16 protein-coding genes are annotated in these 19,452 nt (G+C 36.6%); 4 read left to right on the plus strand and 12 right to left on the minus strand.

Translation table 11 applies throughout. From position 1 onward, the window contains the following. Positions 1 to 33 precede the first annotated feature (33 nt). From BBF96_RS05220 to BBF96_RS05240, 5 genes are all read right to left on the minus strand, one after another. Complete coding sequence (locus tag BBF96_RS05220; protein WP_127016165.1) at positions 34 to 1,032, minus strand: M42 family metallopeptidase; 999 nt, start codon at positions 1,030 to 1,032, stop codon at positions 34 to 36. After that, complete coding sequence (locus BBF96_RS05225) at positions 1,029 to 2,054, minus strand: M42 family metallopeptidase (protein ID WP_127016166.1); 1,026 nt, start codon at positions 2,052 to 2,054, stop codon at positions 1,029 to 1,031. The genes BBF96_RS05220 and BBF96_RS05225 overlap by 4 nt, the downstream gene beginning before the upstream one ends. Then, positions 2,045 to 3,100 carry a M42 family metallopeptidase gene (locus BBF96_RS05230; RefSeq protein WP_127016167.1) on the minus strand — a complete coding sequence of 352 codons (1,056 nt, stop codon included), beginning with the start codon at positions 3,098 to 3,100 and terminating at the stop codon, positions 2,045 to 2,047. Before BBF96_RS05230 ends, BBF96_RS05225 begins: the two co-directional genes overlap by 10 nt. Before the next feature lie 26 nt (positions 3,101 to 3,126). Next, the gene (trmL, locus tag BBF96_RS05235) at positions 3,127 to 3,591 is read right to left on the minus strand and encodes a tRNA (uridine(34)/cytosine(34)/5-carboxymethylaminomethyluridine(34)-2'-O)-methyltransferase TrmL (RefSeq protein ID WP_127016168.1); all 465 of its coding nucleotides are present in this window, start codon (positions 3,589 to 3,591) and stop codon (positions 3,127 to 3,129) included. Positions 3,592 to 3,930: 339 nt separating this feature from the next. Further along, positions 3,931 to 5,223: a class I SAM-dependent methyltransferase gene (locus BBF96_RS05240; RefSeq protein ID WP_127016169.1), complete on the minus strand. Its 1,293-nt coding sequence runs from the start codon at positions 5,221 to 5,223 to the stop codon at positions 3,931 to 3,933. Between the two features lie 291 nt (positions 5,224 to 5,514). Here BBF96_RS05240 and fliK point away from each other — a divergent pair, with 291 nt between their 5' ends. The 3 genes from fliK (at position 5,515) to BBF96_RS05255 (ending at position 7,772) form a co-directional block, all read left to right on the plus strand. Beyond that, positions 5,515 to 6,627 carry a flagellar hook-length control protein FliK gene (fliK, locus tag BBF96_RS05245; protein ID WP_127016170.1) on the plus strand — a complete coding sequence of 371 codons (1,113 nt, stop codon included), beginning with the start codon at positions 5,515 to 5,517 and terminating at the stop codon, positions 6,625 to 6,627. A gap of 12 nt (positions 6,628 to 6,639) precedes the next feature. Continuing rightward, complete coding sequence (locus tag BBF96_RS05250) at positions 6,640 to 6,909, plus strand: EscU/YscU/HrcU family type III secretion system export apparatus switch protein (RefSeq protein ID WP_127016171.1); 270 nt, start codon at positions 6,640 to 6,642, stop codon at positions 6,907 to 6,909. 77 nt (positions 6,910 to 6,986) lie between these two features. Then, positions 6,987 to 7,772 (plus strand): cell wall hydrolase, encoded by a 786-nt coding sequence (locus BBF96_RS05255; RefSeq protein ID WP_127016172.1) that lies wholly within the window; start codon positions 6,987 to 6,989, stop codon positions 7,770 to 7,772. 218 nt (positions 7,773 to 7,990) lie between these two features. Here the strand turns inward: BBF96_RS05255 and BBF96_RS05260 are convergent, their stop codons facing one another. From BBF96_RS05260 to BBF96_RS05270, 3 genes are all read right to left on the minus strand, one after another. Next, positions 7,991 to 9,409 (minus strand): RtcB family protein, encoded by a 1,419-nt coding sequence (locus BBF96_RS05260; protein WP_127016173.1) that lies wholly within the window; start codon positions 9,407 to 9,409, stop codon positions 7,991 to 7,993. 264 nt (positions 9,410 to 9,673) lie between these two features. Next, a complete protein-coding gene (locus BBF96_RS05265) occupies positions 9,674 to 9,874 on the minus strand; it encodes a hypothetical protein (protein ID WP_127016174.1) in 201 nt (66 codons plus the stop codon). A 29-nt stretch (positions 9,875 to 9,903) separates the two neighbouring features. Next, positions 9,904 to 12,051, minus strand: coding sequence for a Lon protease family protein (locus tag BBF96_RS05270; protein WP_127016175.1), 2,148 nt, complete (start codon positions 12,049 to 12,051; stop codon positions 9,904 to 9,906). Positions 12,052 to 12,333: 282 nt separating this feature from the next. On the opposite strand from BBF96_RS05270, the gene BBF96_RS05275 reads away from it, so the two are divergent. Next, a complete protein-coding gene (locus tag BBF96_RS05275) occupies positions 12,334 to 13,320 on the plus strand; it encodes a tetratricopeptide repeat protein (protein WP_127016176.1) in 987 nt (328 codons plus the stop codon). 131 nt (positions 13,321 to 13,451) lie between these two features. On the opposite strand, the gene BBF96_RS05280 is transcribed toward BBF96_RS05275, so the two are convergent. The 4 genes from BBF96_RS05280 to BBF96_RS05295 form a co-directional block, all read right to left on the minus strand. Beyond that, positions 13,452 to 14,669, minus strand: a complete 1,218-nt coding sequence (locus BBF96_RS05280) for an electron transfer flavoprotein subunit alpha (RefSeq protein WP_127016177.1) — start codon at positions 14,667 to 14,669, stop codon at positions 13,452 to 13,454. Between the two features lie 14 nt (positions 14,670 to 14,683). Beyond that, a complete protein-coding gene (locus tag BBF96_RS05285) occupies positions 14,684 to 15,469 on the minus strand; it encodes an electron transfer flavoprotein subunit beta/FixA family protein (RefSeq protein WP_127016178.1) in 786 nt (261 codons plus the stop codon). A gap of 11 nt (positions 15,470 to 15,480) precedes the next feature. Beyond that, entirely contained in the window at positions 15,481 to 16,626 is a 1,146-nt protein-coding gene (locus BBF96_RS05290) for an acyl-CoA dehydrogenase family protein (protein WP_127016179.1), read from the minus strand. 484 nt (positions 16,627 to 17,110) lie between these two features. After that, entirely contained in the window at positions 17,111 to 19,441 is a 2,331-nt protein-coding gene (locus tag BBF96_RS05295) for a glycoside hydrolase family 65 protein (protein WP_127016180.1), read from the minus strand. Positions 19,442 to 19,452: the final 11 nt, after the last annotated feature.

A 19,452-nucleotide genomic window follows, 5' to 3' on the forward strand; every position in this document is an offset into this window, starting at 1 on the left:
TTTAATTTACCCAGGAGGAATCGATTCTATAATCTAACTGAAAATCTTACTTATATCTTCGTTTAATATACACCTAAGTAGCTTCACACAGGCATCCACGTCATCTAAATCTATCATCTCAGAAGGAGAGTGGACATAACGACATGGAATTGAAATAGTTCCTGATGGAATCCCCTCTTTTGTCAGATGAATCGCACCGGCATCAGTACCACCTGAGGGTAACACTTCCATTTGATATGGAATATCATTCTGTTCAGCAATGTCAATCATAAAATTCTTGATCGCCGGATGTGTTATCATAGAGCCATCCTTTACTTTAATTGCAGCACCTCCGCCCAGTTTAACATTTAATTTCTTACCTTCCGGAGTATCACCGGTAGGAGTTACATCAATAGCAATACCCATATTTGGATTAATTCGATAGGCAGAAGTTTTGGCCCCTCTTAAACCTACTTCTTCCTGTACACTAAAGACATAGTAGACATCATTAGGACTGGATTTTAGTTCCTGAGCTACTTTGATAAGAACTGCACATCCTATCCTATCATCCATAGAATTTCCAATAACCCGGTTTCCGCTGATAAGGGTCGGATTATAGAAACCGCAGACATCACCGATTTTCACCATTTTTTCTGCTTCCTCTTTGTCTTTAGCACCTATGTCAATAAACATTTTATCTAATTTTAAATCATTAGGATTATCTACATTATGTGAGTCAATGACTCCAACCACACCATTTTCAAAAATAACCCGAAATCCTTTTAAAGTATAAGGAATATGATACCCAATATTAGTAAAACGTAAAAATCCTTCTTTTTCTATATGAGTAACCATAAAACCAATCTCATCCATATGGGCTGAAAGTAGAATTTTCTGGCCCGGGCCCTTTTTATGAGCAATCAAATTCCCCATAGAATCAACAAACATTTCATCTACAAATCCTTCAAGTTCTTTTTTAATCAGTTCAACAACCTTACTCTCCTGACCAGAAGGCCCAAAAGTTTCTGTTAACTTTTTAATCAGTTCTTTCACCTATAAAAACCTCCTTTAGCAATTTTATGGAGATATTTATCTACCAATTCAATAAGAGTATTGTAGTCATTTAGATTCATCAAAGAAACAGGTGAATGGATATAGCGACAAGGTACAGAAATAACAGCAGAAGGAATTCCCTCTTTTGTCAGATGTATTCGACCAGCATCGGTTCCGCCAAAATTGGTCCGCCGAAATTGATATTTAAGCCCATTCTCCCTCGCAGTCTCCACCAGGCCCTGAACAATACGCCGATCAGCAATAACGCTTCGGTCCATAAGGGAAATAGCAGGACCTTCTCCTAAACTTGTGGAATATTGATGTTCTGACATATCAGGTACATCTGAAGCAGTAGTTCCTTCAAAAACTAAAGCCAGATCAGGATCCAGATCATAAGCAACTACACTGGCTCCCCTTAGTCCAACTTCTTCTTGAACAGTAAAGACAGCATAAATTGATACATCATATTTACGTTTCAAAAGTTCGATTAAAATTGAACAGCCAACCCGGTCATCAAAAGCCTTACCTTTAACACATCCTTCCCCAACCTCTGCAAACTTAGTATCAAAGACAGCTCCATCTCCTATTTTGACTAACTTTTCGGCCTCTTCTTTATTTTTTGCACCAATATCGATATAAAGTTTATCTAAAGGAATGGCATGTTTTCTTTCATCATTATTCTGAAGGTGAATCGGTTTGGAACCTATAACTCCAGGTACTTTTTTCGGCCCTATTAAAACTTTCTTAGAAACCAAGACACGTGGATCAATACCACCCAGTGGTTTAAAGCGGAGTAATCCATTTTTATTAATATGAGTAATCATTAGACCAATCTCGTCCATATGAGCAGCCAGCATAACTACCGGACCATCTACTTTACCCTTTTTATAAGTTATTAAATTACCCAAAGCATCTGTTCTCATATCATCTACCAGGTCTTTAACCTCTTCTTTAATTAAGTTGCGAACTTCATCTTCCATTCCCGGAAGCCCGGCGGCTTCAGTAAGACGTTTTAAAAGCATTTTAATCCCTCCACAAATTCATGATCAATTCTAGCAATAAATTGTGCCAAAAGTCTGGCGGCAGTCCGTATATCCTCTAAATCCAGTGTTTCTACAGATGTATGCATATAACGCAGCGGAATGGAAATAAGTCCTGTGGGCACACCGCTTCTGGTAATTTGAATAGCATATGCATCGGTACCGCCAGGATATGGAGAAGGTTCTAACTGGTATGAAATTTTCAGTTCATCAGCCAATTCCTTTAATTTCTTAAATATTTTCGGGTGAACATGTGGACCAATCCCAATTGCAGCCCCTTTGCCCAAATTAATAGTATCCTCTTTATTTAAAATGCCTGGCATATGACCAAATCCAACATCTATAGCAATTCCCAGGTCAGGCATTATACCGTAAGTACTGGTAAAAGCTCCCCGGGTTCCTACTTCTTCTTGAACAGTGGCCACACCATAAACATCGACAGTATGTTTTAAATATTGTAACTCTTTGAAAACTTCCAGAATCACAGCCACTCCGGCCCGGTCATCCAAAGCCTTAGCTGCAGCCCGTTTATTATGTAAAGAAGTATATTCCCGGTTGACGGTAATAGGGTCACCTACCCTAACCAACTCTCTAATCTTTTCTTCAGGCAAACCGCAATCTACATAGAGATCTTCCATTTTTACAGCTTTCTTACGTTCATCAGGCTCCTGCAGATGAGGAGGCTTAGCTCCCACGATTCCGTAAAGAGGTTTTTTACCGTGAACAGTTACTTCCTGAGCTAAAATAGTCCTTTCGTCTACCCCTCCAATACTGGTGATACGCAAAAAGCCTTTTTCTTCAATCTTTGCCACCATAAGACCAATCTCATCCATATGAGCAGCAAGCATAATGGAAGGACAATTTTCCCCTTCTCCCTTCTTTAAAGCTATCAGGTTTTGTAAATTATCTTTTCTAATTTCATCCACATATGGAGAGAAAGCCTGCCCAATCAGATCACCCATTCGCCCCTCATAACCACTGACTCCAGGTATTTCTGTCAGTTGGGCTAAAAATTTCTCCAACTTCATTTGGTTTCACTCCTTCTAATAAAAAATCACTTTAAATTAGGAAAATTTTGTTGTCGTAAAGCTTCATACAATATAATAGCAACTGAATTGCTCAAATTTAGAGATCTAGCTTTTGGATTATTTAACATTGGAATGCGGATAGTAGTATCGGTATAGCGGTCCAGTAATTCCTGGGGAAGCCCCGCTGTTTCTTTACCGAAAACAATAAAATCATCCGGGCCATATGTTACATCTGTGTAAAGATATTTACCTTTAGTAGTCGCCATAAAAAATCGGCTATTCGGATATTTTGCCTCCAGTTCAGAAAAGGAATCATAATAGTGAATATCAAGAAGATGCCAATAATCTAACCCAGCACGTTTCAAATACTTATCATCAGTACTAAAACCCAATTTTCCTACCAGATGTAAACTTGTATTGGTAACAGCACAGGTACGGGCAATATTGCCTGTGTTGGGAGGAATTTCAGGTTCCACCAATACAATATGCATTGTCCTTCACTTCCTTTAATTAATAATTTTATAATTCTCAGATATTATTACAATGAAACCAAATCCTCCTGACCTATCAGTTTCTTCGTACCTTTTAAAATATTTCGGGAAGAAAAAAATTTTTCCTCCTACAAGTTTGTGAATATCCAGCAAAATCTAAAAAAAATTTCGTTACTTCTAGATAACTAAACTGTAAAAAGCTAATTTTAAGTGCCACTGAAATTTTCCGTTTAACCATCCCAGAGAGATTTCAGTCGAACTTTAGATGATTCGAAAAATTAGCCTTTTACAATTTAATCATTACTATAAAAAAACGTTTATTCACCAATCTATGTTCTCTTATATATTTCTATCTTCTTTTGTTATTTTCACATAATAAGCAAATTTATGTTCTTTAAAAGGATGTTTCATAGGGACTTCAAAAGTTTCAATTTTGCAGCCATTTATTTTGATATCCGGTGAAAACTCATATTTCTTATAATCCTGAGGATCTATTTCTGCCTCTATCCAGAAAGACTTCCCCCAGCGATGCTCCATACTGTAAGAAAAGGTTGTTAAAAACAATAATGCCATACCTCCAGGTTTTAAAACCCTGATAACTTCCTTAAGAGCTTTTATTTGATCAGCTTCCCATGATATGGCCTGTACACTAATAACCAGGTCAAAAGTTTCATCAGAAAATGGTAGGTTTGAAGCTACAGCTATGGTAAAGGGCACAGGAAAGTTTTCAATCTCAGTAATCCCGGTAGCATAGATATCACAACCGTACAGTTCTTTTATCTGGGAAGCAGCAATTCCTTTTCCGGCTCCAATCTCCAGAACCTTATTTGCCTTAATTAATGCCCTTTCCAGATCAGGAAGTTTCCGCTTATATGATTCTAAATCCCGTTCAAATGGATATTTATATTTTTTCAAATCCTTCTCATTAGAATCCTTTGCAATGTCGGGAAGTTTTTCTATTTCTTTTATTTTTGCTAAAGCCAGAGCTTTAACTTTATCAATCAGATTTTCTTTAGATACACAATTAAGAAAGCCTGCTAACTTATCAGCTGCATCTGACATAAAACGATTGTATTTATCGCGTGGAATAACCACCAATTCTGTAGATACATTTAAAGTTTCCTTTAGCACTTCTACTTGCTGCTGTAACAGGTGCTTGATAGCATCAAAAGAAATAAACTCCAATCCCGGTAAAGATAGAGCAATTATTGGCTTTTCTACAATTCCCTCAAGTAGTGAGGAAATATCATTAAAGTCATACCACCTAATATTGATTTTGAATAAATCTTTTAACTTAAGCCTTGCCATATTACCTAGATTAATAATCTCTAATTTATCAGCGTTCTTACGAACATAGTCATCAAGCCAGAGGTGGGTGTAATACCCGTCAATAAAAGATTTTAAATAGCTGTCACTGGTTTTACAATACTCTCCAACTGTCCTTAGAAAAAATTCCAAATCAAACTCCAAATCGTTATTAACAAAGTGATATTTATGAAAAATTTCGGGATTTTCATATATAAAAGAATCAGGAGCAACAGTCCCTTGAATAAAATAATGCAAATCATAAGGTATTTTAACCTTATCCAGCACCAGACGTGCAAAATAAATATGGGTACATATTTCTGGCATTACAATCACCTCTTAAATTTTTATAGCTAAAAATCAGAAAATTAAAGTATAACTTTTTTTCGATACATAATTTTATTTCCTCTTTCTACTGGAAAATTTGTTTAAAATGACATTAGCAAAAAAATGATCTCTTTTTAATTCATAATTAAATAACGAAAAATTAGCTTTTTACTGTTTAATCAATTCATCATTTCTTCTAAAAAATCCTTTACATTTAGTGCAAAAGGTATTCTTCTGGCAATGTAGAATTATTTAAATATATAGACCAGGTCTAACAAGGGGGACTTAAAAATGAAAATATCTTTTATAAATTTACCCAAAAATCACATCGAACTGGTTAAAAAACCGGGCTTAAAATTTAAAATTGGAGAAATTTTAGAGGCCAAAGTACTAAAGGTTGGTTCTCACCGGGCTTTAATTGAGATCAAAGGGCAAAAGGTGCTCAGTGATATCAAAAGCAATTTAAAGAGCGGCGATATTATAAAATTAAGAGTGGCAGGTAAATTTCAAAATAAAATAATACTAAAAGTAATCCCCGAATCCTCTCCTCATAGCAGTCCCCTTAATCTTTTTTTAGAAAAATCGGGAATCACGGCCGATAAAAATGCCCGGTATGCCCTGACATTTCTCTTAAAAAATGGCCTACCCATAACCCCTGAGACAATAAAAGCATTAGTAACTGATAAAAAATATTCTCTCGGTCAACTGCTTTTTAAACTCTTTAACTCAAAAACTTTTCTACAAAGAAATTTAAGTGAAACTATAACCGGGTCGAATGAAATAATAAATAAGTTGGAACAAATGAAATTGGTCCTCAATCCATCACGCAATCCATCACAACTGATAAGCCAGCTAAAAAGTCTAGTTCAAAATCTGGGTCTTATTCAGCAGAAGAAAGATATAAATTCTGTTTTAAATAAAAAACCCCTCTCATCTCTTTTCTCAACTCCTCTGAGTGAAGAACAAAAACAAGGAATCCAGGAGCTTTTAGAAAAATTAACTGGACTAAAGCTACGCCAAAAAGAAGATGGAATTTTACTTCATTTGGAAATACCACTTTTATTTGATCAACCTACCACTGCTCTTTTGCAAATCAAAGAAAACAAAGATTATAAAACAAATAAGATAGAAGATAAACCCTTAAGTATCCTATTGGACTTAAATACTAAATCTCTGGGCCATTTAAAAATTATGGTTATATTACAGGGTAAAGAAATAAATTGTCAGTTTTCCGCAGAGAGAAAAGAAACCCGGACCTTGCTCCGTAAATTTTTCCCGGAACTTAAAAGACGTTTTGAATCACTAACCTATCAGGTAAATCAGATTAGAATAATACCCCTAACCGAAGAAGATGATGAGAAAGAAATAGAATATCTCCCGGGCCAGGTGGATTTCCGTGTATAAGGAGGGAAAACAATGAAAGATTCTAAAAACAAAAAAGCAGCAGCTTTACAATATAATCCAGAAACAGATCAAGCCCCACGACTTATTGCCTATGGTGAAGGAGAGATTGCAGAAAAGATAATCCAGATCGCCAGAGAAAATAAAATCCCTTTCTATCAGGATCATACACTTATAGAACTTCTTTCTACCATTGAGATAGGAAGTGAAATCCCTGAAGAAGCATATCAAGTGGTAGCAGAGATTCTAGCCTTCATATACCGTCTTTCCCAAAAAAAAATATAGCTATAATTACCAATGACATCTTCTAACTCTTCTGTTATAATACTTGCAAGAGAACTTTTATAAGGAGTTGAGATGTCATGAGAAAACTGACTGGAAAAGTTGTAGTTGGTCTGGTTGTTATTTCTCTACTGATTATCTGTATGGGTAATCTGGTAGAGGCAGCCATCACCACTTACACGGTCCAGCCAGGAGACTCTTTATGGAAGATTGGGAAAAAGTTTAATACATCAGTAAGTTATCTTAAACAGCTGAATAACTTATGGTCCAACACAATTTATGTCGGTCAAAAGTTAAAGGTTCCTGCAACTATTGCATCAGTTGGATGGGTATATACTGTTAAATGGGGCGATTCTCTCTGGAAAATCGCTCAAAAGACCGGCACTAGTGTTGATGCTATCAAAAAGGCCAACAATTTATACTCAAATAATATCTGGGTTGGTCAGAAACTAACTATTCCAACTAATCCAACTAATTCCTCCACAACAAATGTAAGTAATATTTCCCAAAGTGACTTAGATCTATTGGCCCGTGTTATCTACGCCGAAGCACAGGGTGAACCTTTCGAAGGCCAGGTTGCTGTGGGGGCAGTAGTGTTAAACAGAGTTAAAAGCCCATATTTTCCAAATACCATAAAAGGTGTTGTCTTTCAAAAATATGCTTTTGAAAGTGTCTCCAATGGAGAAATCTGGCGTAATCAACCAAATGCCACTGCTTATCAGGCAGCTAGAGCTGCTTTAAGTGGACAAGATCCAACCGGTGGAGCACTCTACTTCTTTAATCCAGCCAAGATTAATAATCCTTATAGCTGGATCTGGACAAGAAAGGTTACAAAAATAATTGGTAACCATAGTTTCGCTATTTAAAAAAAGCTGAACCTATAAAGGTTCAGCTTTTTTAGTGTTTAGGAAATTATACTTTTTCATAGGTATGAATTAAACTGCAAAAAGCTAATTTTGAGCGATATAGAAATTTTTCGTTAAACCATCTTATTTCGACTGAGATCGAACTTTAGATGGTTCGAAAAAATTCACTATGAAGCGAAGAATTAGCTTTTTGCAGTGTCCGAAGGGCATTTTGTTCTTTAATCCTCACCTTTAATCACCGCCAGAGGTCTGTGACGGGCAACCCGTTTTGCCTTTCCTGTATCCTCCATAGCCATAACTACCTGATCAATATCTTTATAGGCCTGAGGAGCTTCATCCAGGATCTTTTTAAATTTAGGAGTATTTATCACCACATTACCAATTTTCTTTTTCAAATCATCTGTACTAATTTGTCTCCTGGCCGCTCGTCTGGATAAAACCCGACCAGCACCGTGATTGATGGATTTGAAAGTCTCTTCTATTCCACAAAGACCGACCATAACATAAGAAGGATTGCCCATACTACCTGGAATGATAGCAGGATGTCCCACATCCTGATAACATGATGGATTAGCTGGATCTTTTGCAGGCAATGCTCTTGTAGCTCCTTTCCGGTGAACAAGAACTTTTCTGCCAAAATGTGTTTCAAATTTGGCGATATTATGGGCAACATCATAAATCAATGTAAGCGTGTGTTGACCTCCAAAGAAATCAGCAAAAATTTCCCTAATCAAGTGAGTGATAATTTGCCGATTGGCAAAGGCAAAATTAATTGCAGCAGCCATAGCCTGATAATATCGCTGACCGCATTTCGAGTGAATAGGAACTGCAGCCAACCCTTTAGATGGTAGACGAATTCCCAATCTTTCTGCCTCTTTAAGCATCTCTTTGCTGTAATCTGTACAGATTTGATGACCAAAGGCACGGCTTCCCGTATGGATTAAAACAGTAATATTACCTTTCTTAAGCCCATATCGATCAGCCCGCTTTTGATCATAAATTGTATCAATATAACCAATCTCAATGAAATGATTACCGCCTCCTAATGTTCCCAATTGATAAAAACCCCGTTCTCTAGCAGTTTTACTGACTGCATCAGGATTGGCCCCGGCAAAATATCCCCTCTCTTCTGTATGTTCTAAATCGGTAGCTACCGCCAGTCCTTTTTTGAAAAGGTAATCTATCCCCTGAGTTAAAATAGCGTTAAAATCTTTTGATTTAAAACCCAGCTTATTCTTTTGGCCTACTCCCACAGGAACCTGCTCCACAATAGCTTTAACCAGTTTTTCTAAAGTCCTTTTCGAGACTGCGTTTACCGGGATGGGTGATTGAAGAAGACGAACACCGCAGTTAATATCCATCCCCACTGCTCCGGCAGAAATAACACCAATCTCACCATCTGATGCCATAATCCCTCCGATGGGTAAGCCAAATCCTTCATGAATATCAGGCATCCCAACTACTTTTTTATAAACCCCCGGAAGAGTAGCTGCATCAATTAACTGTTTTATTGCCCCACTTTCAACCTTCTTGCATAACTCTGGGCTAATATATAATTCAACATCTACCAGCATATCGCCGGTACGTTGATACCGAAAACAATTTTTTCCAACTTGGACTAAATTATATTTAGACATGAAAAATCCTCCTTTCCCTTAGATTATACAGGCCAAAGAAGGATTTTTCAAGATACAGTACTTATGTTCATGATTTCATGGAGTGCTTTGCTAACAGATCAAATACAAAAAAGAAGATTATGCTTAACTAAATCATGATTATACTGCAAAAAGCTAATTTTGAGCGGCATAGAAATTTTTCACCAAATCATCTTGGCGAGATTTAGATGATTCGAAAAATTTCTCAAGAAGCGAAAAATTAGTTTTTTGCAGTTTAACCAATCATTAATTTTCCTCTTTACTGGCAAATTCCTCTAGCCGTTTTTGAACAAGGTAATTCACAGTATTTTTTGGAAAAGTACCATCCCGGCGTTGATGCCCGGCCGGAAGTCCTGTCAATATTTCGATTCCTTCATCAATGGTCCGAATAGGATAAATGTGAAATTGACTTTCAGCAATAGCTTCTACCACTTCTTCATCTAACATCAGATTTTTAATATTTTTGTAAGGGATAATTACCCCCTGATCTCCGGTAAGCCCCCCGCCTTACAGGTTTTGAAAAATCCCTCTACTTTCTGAGTTACTCCCCCTACAGGTTGAATCTCTCCCTTTTGATTAACTGAACCGGTAATAGCAATATTTTGATAAACCGGAATCTGAGCAATTCCTGAAAGCAGGGCAATTAATTCTGCACAGGAGGCACTGTCTCCATCAATTCCGCTATATACCTGTTCAAAGGTCAAACTTGCCGAAAGGTTCAATGGGTGCTCTTGAGCATAGCGGGAACCTAAAAAGTTGGTGAGAATCATAAGTCCCTTGTCATGTATTGCTCCACTCATTTTGGTCTCACGCTCGATGTGAATGACACCCTTTTGTCCACGATAAACTACCGCCGTTACTTTTGATGGATAACCAAAAGTATAATCACCAAAATCAAGTATCACCAGGGCATTCACCTGTCCGATTCTGCAACCATAACACTCTATCATTAATGTACCTTCTTTAATCATTTTTAGAATCAACTCTTCGTATCTATTATTACGGTTAACTTTTTCTTTAATAGCCTTTTTTACATGATCTCCTGTAACCAGAACAGCTCCTTCCAATTTAGCCCAGGTTTCAGCTTCACTAATTACTTCTATCAAAAGATTAAAATAGGTACTGAGTTTCTCCTGATCCCCGGCCAAACGCGAACTATAGTCAACTACTTCCGCTACTGCCGAAGAATGGAAAGGTAATAAATTGGCCCGTTCCCCATAAGTACGGATAAAACGTGCCATCTTCATGATATTTTCTTCATTTCTTTCCATCGTTCTTTCAAAATCCACTTTAATTTTAAATAATTTTCGAAAATCTTCGTCAAAATTTAATAATAAATAATATAAGTCAGGATTTCCTAACAGAATAATTTTTACTCGCAATGGAATGGCAGTTGGACGCAATGAAGCTACTGAAATCACACCATAACCTTCTCCCAGATTTTCTATCTGAATTTCTTTGGTTTTCAAAGCCCGTTTAAGAGCATGCCAGGATTCGCTATTGAGTAAAAGATCACGTACTGAAAGGATCAAATATCCACCGTTAGCCTGGTGAAGAGCTCCTGGTTTAATCTGCATGAAGGAAGTATAAAGTGCTCCCATCCGACTTACATATTCCACCTTTCCCATTAATCGATAATAGGTTGGATTTATCTCATAAATAACAGGTGCACCTTTAAGATTACTATTGTCAATAAAGAGATTGACCTGATAGCGGAGAAAACTAAAATCTCCATCTTCTTCATTAAAGATAGGCAACTCAACTGTCTCTTCCTGCGATCTGAACTCATCCAATGATTCAATTACATCATTTTTATATGCATTAAGATAATTAATAACATCTGGATTATTTTTATATAATTTCATAATCTCTCTGAAGAGTTGATCCACAATAATACTGCCTGTCTCCCGGTCTAAAGCTTCTAATCTATCTTTAAATTTACGTTCCATTTTTCGTCCTCTACGGAAAATTTCTTTTGCCTTTTTTTCAATCTCTTCCGAAGCCAGTTTGAGCTTTTCTTTTTCAACTTCACTTAAAGCTTCAAACTCTTCAGTACTAAGAAACCGACCATCAATTTCTGGAATTGTAAGGATACTATTTTGTTTCTCCTGGACAATAAATCCTTTCTTTTGTGCAAATTCTTCTAATTCCTTCATTAGTCTTTTTTTGGCAGTTTGATATTGACTCAGGATTTCATTTTTCTTACATTCATACTCTTCACTTTCAAAAGCCCTGGGAATCTCAATCAATAAATTTTCCAGTAATTTTTGCATTCTTTTAGCAAAAATCTTTCCTTTCCCGACTGGAAATGATAGAGCTAAAGGTTGATCGGGATAATCAAAATTATAAACATAGCACCAATCATCAGGAACAGGTTCTGTCTCTGCAACCTGTTTTGCGATCCTTCTGGCATAAGTAGCTTTCCCTGTCCCGGCTGGGCCAACCATAAATATGTTATAACCTTCTTTTTGAATCTTTAAACCAAATTCCATGGCCCGTACTGCCCGCTCCTGACCAATAATCTCTTCTAAAGGTTTAAGTTCCTCAGTCGTCTCAAAAGGTAAAGCCTCAATTGGGCAAGTTCTTCTTACCTTTTCTGGTTTTAACTCATAAAAATTTGCCATATAAAAATCCCCCTTATACACTACTTAAACCTATATGATAATAATATTTTATGCAAAGAAGATTGATACTGATTTTTATTAAAAAAAGAAAAGACAACTGCGCTTTGCAGTTGCCAATTTTAGAATTAAGCAAATAATCGAAAATAAGTCATTCAACCCCTATTTCTTGATCTGAATTGTTGCATATTTATGGGTTGAGTTTCATAGATATGTACTGTATAATATAATTAACAGGTTTTGCATGGCAAAAAATTAAAATTTTTAGAAAGGAGTATTTAAAATATGGTTACATTTAACCAGGACATCCTCTTAAAATTATACCATCAACACTTTAAGAAAGGTAATGATTTTTTTGCAAATAAAGATTATTTTCAAGCCTTTTTGTTTTTTGCTAAATCTTTGACCATTGGTGAAATTTTAAATGATCCAAAACTCACGGTACAGGCTAAACTTAAAATTGCTAATGTACAATTTAAAAGTAGAAACTTACGTGAAGCTCGTAATTTATATACTGAATTGCTAGAATATACAGTTGTTTTATCACAAAAAGAGCTTCTTCAAATAAAAAATAGGTTGGGAATTACCAATATGCTGATGGGCAGATATCAAAAGGCCAGCAAAATTTTTGAAGAACTAGCTAAAAACGAAGACCCTGTGGCAAGACGTAAAGCATATAATAATATGGGGGTTTTATATTATTATCTGGATACATTTTTTGATGAAGAATGCATGGATAAAGCTATCCAGAATTTTGAGCGTGCCTATGACCTCTGTCATGATGATCAATTGATGAAACATAAAATTCTCCGTAATCTCGGTATGGCTTTCTATGAAAAGAAAGACTACACCACTGCTCTTCGTAAATTTAAAGAAAGCCTTATTTTAATTGAAGATAAAGTAGAGTTGGCCCATACTCTTAACGAAATGGCAAAAGTATATATCGAACTTCATGATTATGAAGAAGCACTTAAAAATCTCCGGGAAGCTGAAAAAATTCTTTTAAATAAAAAATATCGAAACTTAGAAGAATTATCCCGTAACATATTCATTCATGGTCTTTTGTCGAAAAAACAGGGTCGGATTGAAAGCGCCTTTACTCAATTTCGAACTGCTCTGCAGGGGTTTATTGAAAAGGAAATTTACGCTGAAGCTGCATTGGTTTGTCGTGAAATTTATGAAATGTTTAAGGACAGAAATCCAGAACGTGCTAATTTTTACCTTGATCAGTATAAGTTTTATCTAAATTACCTTGATCCAATGGAAGTATAAAATATAGGTATAAGGGGGTGTAGAAGGTGAGGAGGATAACTGGCCCAGGTCTTGATGAGGATTAAAAACTAGGGGTATTACAAAAAGGGTTGGAAAACAGTCAATTCCAACCCTTTTTGTAATAATTACTCTTAACTATTTTCTGATGAAGCAGCAGCTTCTGATAAACCTCTAAGTTTTATCTCTTTAATCATAGCCGGAATAATTTGATTTAAATCCCCGACTAAACCATAAGTAGCAACATTAAAAATAGGAGCATTTGGATCTTTATTAATAGCTATAATCACATCAGAAGATCTCATTCCCACCAGATGCTGGACAGCACCGGAGATACCACAGGCAATATAAATCTTAGGTGAAACAGTCTTACCGGTCTGTCCTACCTGATGTGCATAAGGAATCCAACCATTATCAACAGCAGCTCTAGATGCACCGACAGCTCCTCCAAGAACCTCTGCCAATTCTCTGATAAGTTTAAAGTTTTCTGCTGAACCAACCCCCCGTCCTCCAGAAACAATAATATCTGCTTCTTCAAGTTTGACCATATCAGTTATCTCTTCTACAACCTTTAAAACACGAGTCCTGAGATTCAATTTATTATAATCAAAATGGTGCTTAATTACCTGACCATTATAACCGGATTTCCGTTTAGCAGGTTTCATTACCCCCTGACGAACAGTTGCCATTTGCGGTCGATGGTTTTTGCAGACAATCGTTGCCATTATATTACCACCAAAAGCAGGTCTGGTCTGCAGCAAAATTCCGCTTTCAGAATCAATATCTAACCCAGTACAATCAGCTGTAAGTCCTGTCTTTATTCTGGCAGCTACACGAGGCCCTAAAGAACGTCCAATAGCAGTAGCACCTAGAAGGATAATTGAAGGTTTATAACAATTAATCAATTCAGTCATAACTGCTGTATAAGCCTCATCATTATAGATAGCAAGACCTTCTTCATCTACCAGATACACCTTGTCCACTCCGTAATTGATCAAATCCTTTGCCTTGGAAGTTAACTTATTACCAATTAAAGCAACACAGAGATTTTCTCCTAACTTGTTAGCTAATTTTCTTCCTTCACCTATTAATTCATAAACAACCTGATTTAACTGACCATTTCTCTGTTCGCCAAAGACCCAGACATCCTTATAATCAGTGAAATCTCTTGTACTCTTCTCTATCCGTTTAATTTCAATTGCCTGAACAGGGCAAACACTTTCACATGAACCACAGAGTGTACATTTATCTAAAATAACAGCTTTCCCATCCCTGATTTCAATAGCTTCAAAAGGACACTGTTTAACACAAACTTCACATCCAATACATGTATCGGATATATAAATACTCATAATATCACCTCCACTTATAAGATTCTCTGCTCACGTAATGCATTAAATAAATTTTGCACCTGTTCTTCAACTTTACCTGTAAAAATTTGGGTTTTTGCTTCGAATTTTGGAGTGGTAATAGAAACCACCTGGGTTGGCGAACCGTTAAGTCCAATCTTATCTTCATCCACATCTAAATCCTGAGCTGTCCAGATAGGAACTTCCATTTCCCTGGAGCGAAGAATTCCACGTATAGAAGGCAGTCGGGGTTCATTTATTTCTTTAACTACAGTCAATAATGCTGGTAGATCCATCTCTATCTCCTCATATCCACCTTCAATCATTCTCTTAACCCGGATTATTTTATCAGTTACATCAGTAATTTCTTTGACATATGTAACGTGGGGAATATCCAGATGTTCAGCAATTCCTGGGCCAACCTGAGCAGTATCACCATCAATAGCCTGCTTACCACAGAGGATTAGATCTACACCACCGATCTTTTCAATCCCCTTAGCCAGTGTATAGGAAGTTGCCAGAGTATCTGCTCCGGCAAAAACCCGATCACTTAAAAGTATAACATCATCTACACCCAGAGAAACTGCTTCCTTTAGTGATTCTGTTACTTGAGGAGGTCCCATACTTATCACAGTAACAGTACCACCATATTTCTCTCTCAAACGTAAACCTTCTTCAATGGCATACATATCAAAAGGATTGATTATACTTTTTACCCCTTCCCGGATCAGGGTATTAGTCTCTTTATTAATCTTTACATCAGTGGTATCAGGAACCTGTTTAATACATACAACAATCTTCATCTTTACCCCTCCTATCTATTCTTCTTCCACAGGGTGGATGCGATAACATTACGTTGGATCTGATTCGTACCTTCATAAATCTGAGTAATCTTGGCATCACGCATCATCTTTTCTACCGGATATTCTTTCATATAACCGTAACCACCAAAAATCTGTACAGCATCGGTCGTTACCTTCATTGCTACATCAGAAGCAAAGCATTTACACATAGCCGACTCACGGCTAAAATCTTTAGCACCGGCATCAATCATTCTGGCAGTTGCATAAACCAGAGCTCTCGCAGCTTCAGTCTGCATAGCCATATCAGCCAACATATGTTGAATTATCTGAAAATTAGCAATAGGTTGACCAAACTGTTCCCGTTCTTTAGTATATTTCAAACATGCATCAAGTGCTCCCTGAGCAATCCCTACAGCCTGAGCCCCAACACCGGGACGACTATGATCTAAAGTCTTTAAAGCTACAATATACCCCATACCGGGTCTAGCTAAAATCTGATCTTTATGAACCCGACAATCTTCAAAGATTAATTCTCGAGTAGCCGAAGCCCGGATTCCCATCTTATCTTCTTTTTTACCAAAGCTAAATCCAGGAGTTCCTTTTTCCACAATAAAAGCAGTAGCGCCGCGGGCTCCCTTTCTTTTATCAGTCATAGCAATGACAGTATAAATATCCGCTTCTCCACCATTCGTAATCCATTGTTTTACACCATTCAAAATATAATAATCACCATCTTTTACAGCAGTTGTCTTAATGTTACTGGCATCACTACCGGCTTCTGCTTCTGTTAAAGCAAAGGCTGCAATAGTACCATCAGCAATCCGGGGTAAATACTTTTCTTTCTGTTTTTTATTACCGAATAATAAAATAGGCATAGTTCCCAATCCGGTAGCAGCATATCCTAATGCAATTCCGGCACAAACTCTACTCAGTTCTTCTGTAACCAGAGCCATCTCAAAAATTCCACCGCCCAATCCTCCATATTCTTCGGGAATATATACCCGAAACATATCAGATTTGGCTAAAATATCCATAATTTCCCACGGAAACTCGCCGCTCTCATCATACTTCTTTACAACCGGAGCAATCTTTTCTTCAGCAATCCGCCTCGCCAGGTCACGAATAATTTGCTGTTTTTCGGTTAAGAAATACTCCATTCGCTTTTCACTCCTTCAGAATTTTTATAATTTTTTGAGAAACAGCTATATCTATTATAGCGTAAAAATGGTACATCTTCAATACAAAATTATTACCTGGTACTAATTTTATCATGCCATCTTTACAGTTTGACTACACCTCTAAATGAAAGAAAAATTCCCAGGTAGAAACTACCTGGGATATCAATAGCATTATTTATATGGTTAAACTGCAAAAAGCTAATTTTTCGCTTCTTGAGAAATTTTTCGAATCATCCAAAGCTCGATTTCCGCCGAAATAAGGCTTCCTAATCAAAGGGCCCTCCTGGTCCTTGATTAGCTCATCACCTCCTGTGATGAGGCCTTATTTCGTCGGAAATCTCGCTAAGATGATTCGGCGAAAAATTTCTATATCGCTCAAAATTAGCTTTTTGCAGTATAATCTTATATTATATTAAATTAATAACTGATCTTACTGCAAAATCATTAAGAAGTTTAGTTGGCTTTAACCCTTCACCTTCATTTGTTTTATCTCTCCCGTTTTTAATTTAACTTTTTTCTTGCAGTGATAGAATTCCAGATCATTTCCTTCAACTAAAGTATAATTAACCTGATCTTTCTTTACATAAACATTTAGTTTTCTACCACGGAAACGAATTGAAAACTGATAACCCGTCCACCCCTCAGGTAAATAAGGGTTAAAATATAATTTTCCATCATATACCCTCATACCAGCAAAACCATTAATTACACACATCCATGACCCGGCCATACAGGCAGCATGAATTCCTTCATGGGTATTATTATTATAATCATCTAGATCAAGACGGGCTGTTTGCATAAAATAGTCATATGCGTCTTTTCTATAACCAATCTCAGATGCAATAATACTATAAATACAGGCAGATAAAGAAGAATCATGAGTGGTTCTGGGTTCATAATAATCATAGTTGGCTTTTTTAGTCTTGAGATCAAAGAGATCTCCTAATAGGAACATCAATAATACTACATCAGCCTGTTTACAGATTTGATAACGCCAGATATTTAAAGGATGCCAATTTCTCACCAAAGGGATATCTTCTTCTGACAAAGAATCCACATCTAATTCTTCTTTATATAAGAAGGAATCATCTTGCGGATGGATTCCCAAATCTTCGTTAAATGGTAGATACATCTCATCAGCACAACGCTGCCAGTATTCAATCTCTTCAGATTTTAAACCAATTTTTTCTGCCAGTGCTTTAAATTTATCTGGATATTCTTCTTCCATCATTCTTGCTACCTTAACTCCCAGCTGTAAATTAAACCTGGCCATATAATTGGTGTAACAATTATTGTTAACACCGGGTTTATATTCATCGGGACCGCAGACTTCATTTATGCAGAATTTATTTCCCTTTAGAGGAATAAAGCCTCCTCTATCTGCCCAACAGCGTGAAGTTTCAAAAATAATCTCTGCACCATAATTTAAGAGAAAATCTATATCATCGGTAGCTTCTACATATTTATGAATTGCATAAACAATAGCAGCATTAATATGATATTGGGTAGTAGAACCTTCAAAAAGTGCTGAAGCTTCATGACCGTTAATAGTCCGCCAGGCATATAATGCTCCTCTATGCCCCATCAACTTTGCTTTTGCTCTTGCTTTGTCAAGAATATTGTAACGGTATAGAAGAAGTTTTTTAACAAATTCAGGTTGACTATATAAAAAGAACGGATTTACATATATTTCTGTATCCCAGAAATAGTGACCCTCATAATGTTCTCCAGTTAACCCTTTAGCTCCAATACTTGTTCTTCCATCCCGACCACAGGATTGTAGAAGATGAAAAGCATTAAATCTAACACCTTGCTGTAAAGCCAGGTCTCCTTCTATTTTTACATCAACTTCATTCCAATAGTCTTTAAGAAATTGATACTGCTTGTTAAGTAATATCTCAAACCCCTCTTTTTTCGCTTCACTGACTTCTCTTTTGACCACAGTTTCCAATTCCTCACGGGATACGTCCAGGTCAGTATAGAAACTTATATATTTTTCAAGCTGATAACTCTGGCCCTCTTTACCATACCAGATATATTTAATTGCAATCTCGTTTTCTCTAGTTATATTCTCACACTCAAATGAGAAATCTTTAGCAGAGCTCTTAAAACAATGATCAATAGCAAAGGCAATAGCAATTTTAGTGTTATTTGTCTCCTGAATAAGTAAACCTTGATCTTCATTTACTTCTGTTTTAACCACTTTTAAGGCCTTTTCACGTAAATGATGATAGTTTTGGACATCACCATTCACTTCAGAGGAAAATATAAGCTGACCTGAAAAATTAAGAGGAGTTACAGAAAATTTAATTACTGCCCTATGTTGATCAGTTAAGGAAATACATCTTTGAATATCTACTGCAATTTTTCTTCCCTTTGGACTTGTCCATACCAACGTTCTTTGAAGAACTCCTCTTTTTAAATCCAGCACCCGCTGATATTCTTCGAGTTGGCCCTTCAGCATATCAAACCATTCATCTTCCACCTTTAACCGAATAATCTTCCAGTCAGCCAGATTAACCATAGTCTGGCCTACCTCAGGCATTTTGGGTATAAATTCACCATAGTATATGGGCTCTGATTCATAAACTCCATTAATATAAGTACCGGGAGTGGTAGTCTTAGGATCACCACTATACCCTTCCTCAAAAGTTCCTCTAAGTCCTATATATCCATTTCCTAAAGCAAAAATAGTTTCATTTCGATGATTATATTCAGGCCGAAATTCATCCTCTACGATCTTCCATTCATGATATGGATAAATCGACTCTTTATTCTGATGATATTTCCGCATCACTTATTCCT

The sequence above is a fragment of the Anoxybacter fermentans genome (genome assembly GCF_003991135.1).
Taxonomy (GTDB): Bacteria; Bacillota; Halanaerobiia; order DY22613; family DY22613; genus Anoxybacter; species Anoxybacter fermentans.